4 protein-coding genes are annotated in these 4,145 nt (G+C 68.8%); all 4 read left to right on the top strand.

Features of this window, described 5'->3' with window-relative positions; translation table 11 throughout:
• The coding region (locus KZA10_RS08905) for a trehalose-6-phosphate synthase (protein ID WP_218682687.1) at positions 1–741 on the top strand (741 nt) is incomplete at its 5' end.
• Between the two features lie 56 nt (positions 742–797).
• Complete coding sequence (gene otsB, locus KZA10_RS08900) at positions 798–1,595, top strand: trehalose-phosphatase (protein WP_055872687.1); 798 nt, start codon at positions 798–800, stop codon at positions 1,593–1,595.
• 9 nt (positions 1,596–1,604) lie between these two features.
• Positions 1,605–3,323, top strand: coding sequence for a dihydroxy-acid dehydratase (ilvD, locus tag KZA10_RS08895; RefSeq protein WP_218682686.1), 1,719 nt, complete (start codon positions 1,605–1,607; stop codon positions 3,321–3,323).
• 51 nt (positions 3,324–3,374) lie between these two features.
• Positions 3,375–4,145 (top strand): thiamine pyrophosphate-binding protein (locus KZA10_RS08890; RefSeq protein WP_256934630.1); only part of this gene is annotated, 771 nt, incomplete at its 3' end.

The raw sequence follows: 4,145 nt of genomic DNA, 5'->3' as shown, positions 1-4,145 counted from the left end.
GGCGAGGGCACGCGCACCGCGATGGCGCGGGCGTTCCCCATCTCCATCGACACCACTCCCTACCTCGAGCTCGCCGCCCGCGAGGACGTGCGTGCGAGGGCGGCGGAGATCCGCGCGAGCCTCGGCAATCCGAAGCGCATCCTGCTCGGGGTCGACCGGCTCGACTACACCAAGGGCATCCGCCACCGCATCAAGGCGTACGGTGAGCTCCTCGCCGAGGGGCGGCTCAAGGTCGAGGACGTGACGCTCGTGCAGGTCGCCAGCCCCAGTCGCGAGCGTGTGGACGCCTATGTGCACCTGCGTGACGAGATCGAGCTCGCCGTCAGCCGCATCAACGGCGACACCGACACCATGGGGCACTCCGCGATCCGATACCTCCACCAGGGATACCCGCGCGAGGAGATGGTCGCGCTGTATCTGGCCGCAGACGTGATGCTCGTCACCGCTCTGCGCGACGGCATGAACCTGGTCGCTAAGGAGTACGTCGCCACCCGCGTCGACGACCGCGGCGTGCTCGTGCTGAGCGAGTTCACCGGCGCGGCGGATGAGCTGCGCCAGGCCGTCCGGGTCAACCCGCACGACATCGAGGGGCTCAAGGACGCGATCATGACGGCGGTGGAGATGTCGCCCGCCGAGCAGGGTCGCCGCATGCGGTCGCTTCGCCGACGTGTGCTCGACAACGACGTGAACGCCTGGTCGTCGTCGTTCCTGAAGGCCCTCTCCGAGGTACGCGGCCGCTGAGCACCCGCGACACCGAACCCGAGCCCACACGCACGACCCCTGTGATTGGAGCATCCATGACGCGCCCCTGGATCCCCGGAACCGCTGACGACGACCTCAAGGCCCTGGCCGCAACGCCTCGGCTGGTGGTCGCCCTCGACTTCGACGGCACAGCCTCTCCGCTGGTCGCCGACCCGATGGCGGCGCGGGCGCTCCCCGAGGTCGCCGTCCAGGTCGATCGTCTTGCAGCACTACCTGACACGGTCGTCGCCTACGTCTCCGGACGCAGCATGCACGATCTCCGCGTCATCACCGAGCACTCCGACGACTCCGCGATCGCCCTGGCAGGTTCGCACGGCGCGCAGTACTGGTTCCCGGGCGAAGGCGACGTCGACGCTCCGGGCGAGGCGACAGAAGACGGTGCGCGCGAAGAGCTCTGGGCGGCGGCCCAGCCGATCATCGACCGCTACGACGGTGCCGAGTTCGAGCCCAAGACCTTCGGCATGGGTGTGCACACCCGTCGCGCCGATGCCGAGACCGAGCAGCGCGTCTTCGCCGAGATCGACGCCCTCGTGGCCGAGCGCTTCCCGCACTGGAGGCGCCGCTCCGGTCACCGGGTGCTCGAGTTCTCCTCGCGGACCGAGGGCAAGGATGCCGCGATGGCGGCCCTCCGCGACCGGTTCGATGCGACCGGCATCCTGTTCGCCGGCGATGACGTGACCGACGAGGACGCGATGCGCGTGCTGGAGCCCGGTGACCTCGGCGTGCGCGTGGGGCCGGGGGAGAGCGTGGCGACCCTGCGTGTGGACACTCCACAACAGATCGCCGAGCTTCTGGAGGCGTTGGCGGACGAACGCACCTCCGCACGGCAATAGACTTCCGTCATGTCCTCGCATGATCCCGCCAGCAGCGCGCCCATCGACATCAAGCCCCGCAGCCGCGTCGTCACCGACGGCATCGAGGCCACGACCTCCCGCGGTATGCTCCGTGCCGTCGGCATGGGCGACGCCGACTGGGACAAGCCGCAGATCGGCATCGCCTCGAGTTGGAACGAGATCACTCCCTGCAACCTGAGCCTCGACCGGCTCGCGCAGGGGGCGAAGGAGGGTGTGCATTCGGGCGGCGGTTACCCGCTGCAATTCGGCACCATCTCGGTCTCCGACGGCATCTCGATGGGCCACGAGGGGATGCACTTCTCGCTCGTGTCGCGCGAGGTCATCGCCGACTCGGTCGAGACCGTGATGATGGCAGAGCGCCTCGACGGCTCGGTGCTCCTGGCCGGGTGCGATAAGTCCATCCCCGGCATGCTCATGGCCAGTGCGCGCCTCGACCTGTCGAGTGTGTTCCTGTACGCCGGATCGATCGCTCCGGGCTGGGTCAAGCTCTCGGACGGCACCGAGAAGGACGTCACGATCATCGACTCGTTCGAGGCCGTGGGTGCGTGTCGCGCCGGCCTCATGAGCGAGGAGGACCTGAAGCGCATCGAGTGCGCCATCGCTCCGGGTGAGGGCGCGTGCGGCGGCATGTACACCGCCAACACCATGGCTTCGGTCGCGGAGGCCCTCGGGCTCAGCCTCCCGGGCTCGGCGGCTCCGCCCGCAGCGGACCGCCGTCGCGACTACTACGCTCACCGCTCGGGCGAGGCCGTCGTGAACCTGCTCCGTCAGGGCATCACGACCCGCGACATCCTCACCAAAGAGGCGTTCGAGAACGCGATCGCCCTCGCGATGGCCCTCGGCGGCTCCACGAACGTCGTCCTGCACTTGCTCGCGATCGCCCGCGAGGCCGAGGTCGAGCTGAGCCTGCACGACTTCAACCGCATCGGCGACAAGGTTCCGCACGTCGCCGACATGAAGCCCTTCGGCAAGTACGTCATGAACGACGTCGACCGTCACGGCGGCATCCCCGTGATCATGAAGGCGATGCTCGACGAGGGACTGCTGCACGGCGACGCGCTCACAGTCACGGGCAAGACGCTCGCCGAGAACCTCGCCGACCTCGCCCCGCAGCCGATCGACGGCGAGGTCATCCACACGTTCGACAACCCGATCCACGCCACGGGCGGCCTCACGATCCTGCACGGCTCGCTCGCTCCCGAGGGTGCCGTCGTCAAGACCGCCGGCTTCGATGCGGCCGTCTTCGAGGGTCCCGCCCGCGTCTTCGAGCGCGAGCGTGCCGCGATGGACGCCGTCGCCGAGGGGGAGATCGAGCCCGGCACCGTCATCGTGATCCGCTACGAGGGCCCCAAGGGCGGACCGGGCATGCGCGAGATGCTCGCCATCACGGCGGCCATCAAGGGCGCTGGGCTCGGAAAAGATGTACTACTCTTGACTGACGGACGATTCTCAGGCGGCACAACCGGCCTGTGCATCGGCCACATAGCACCCGAAGCGGTGGACGCAGGTCCTATCGCCTTCGTGCGCGATGGTGATCTGATACGGGTCGATATCGCAGCTCGCTCTCTCGATCTACTCGTCGACGAGGCAGAGCTCGCCTCCCGCCGTTCTGGCTGGGAGCCGCTTCCCCCGCGCTACACCCGAGGCGTTCTTGCCAAGTACTCGCGCCTCGTGCGGTCCGCCGCCGAGGGCGCGACCACCGGCTGACCCGGACGCTCCGGCATCCGGCGTCCTGCACAGATCATCAGAAGGAAACTCATGACTGCTGATTCCGCCCCGGCCGTGCCGAGGCCGCCCGCCCGTCAATCCTCTGCGCCGGAGATCACCGGTGCGGAGGCCGTGGTCCGCGCGCTCGAGCTCCTTGGCGTGACCGACGTGTTCGGTCTTCCCGGCGGCGCGATCCTCCCGGTCTACGATCCGCTGATGGACGCCTCCGAGCTCCGCCACATCCTGGTGCGGCACGAGCAGGGCGCCGGCCACGCGGCCGAGGGTTACGCGTCGGCATCCGGCAAGGTGGGCGTGTGCATCGCCACCTCCGGCCCCGGTGCGACCAACCTCGTCACCGCGATCGCCGACGCGTATATGGACTCGGTGCCCATGCTCGCCATCACCGGCCAGGTGTTCTCGACGCTGATGGGGACGGACGCGTTCCAGGAGGCCGACATCGTGGGCATCACGATGCCGATCACCAAGCACTCGTTCCTGGTGAAGGATGCGTCCGAGATCCCCGGTGCGATCGCTGCGGCCTACGAGATCGCCGGTACCGGACGCCCCGGTCCTGTGCTGGTCGACATCACGAAGGACGCGCAGCAGGCGACCGCCCCGTTCGTGTGGCCGCCCAAGATCGACCTCCCCGGCTACCGTCCGGTGACGAAGGCGCACGGCAAGCAGATCCAGGCCGCGGCAACGCTGCTCGCCGAGGCCAAGAAGCCGGTGCTGTATGTCGGCGGTGGCGTGATCCGCGGCAAGGCGTCGGCGGAGCTCCTCGAGCTCGCGGAGTCCACCGGTGCACCGGTCGTCACGACGCTG

This window comes from Microbacterium sp. BF1, assembly GCF_019279095.1.
Classification (GTDB): Bacteria; Actinomycetota; Actinomycetes; order Actinomycetales; family Microbacteriaceae; genus Microbacterium; species Microbacterium maritypicum.
This window is presented reverse-complemented; position numbering and strand designations above follow the sequence as displayed.

Bases quoted from the DNA above. Each gene is read 5' to 3' on its own strand.
- otsB (WP_055872687.1), top strand. From the start codon at position 798: ATGACGCGCCCCTGGATCCCCGGAACCGCTGACGACGACCTCAAGGCC.
- ilvD (WP_218682686.1), top strand. From the start codon at position 1,605: ATGTCCTCGCATGATCCCGCCAGCAGCGCGCCCATCGACATCAAGCCC.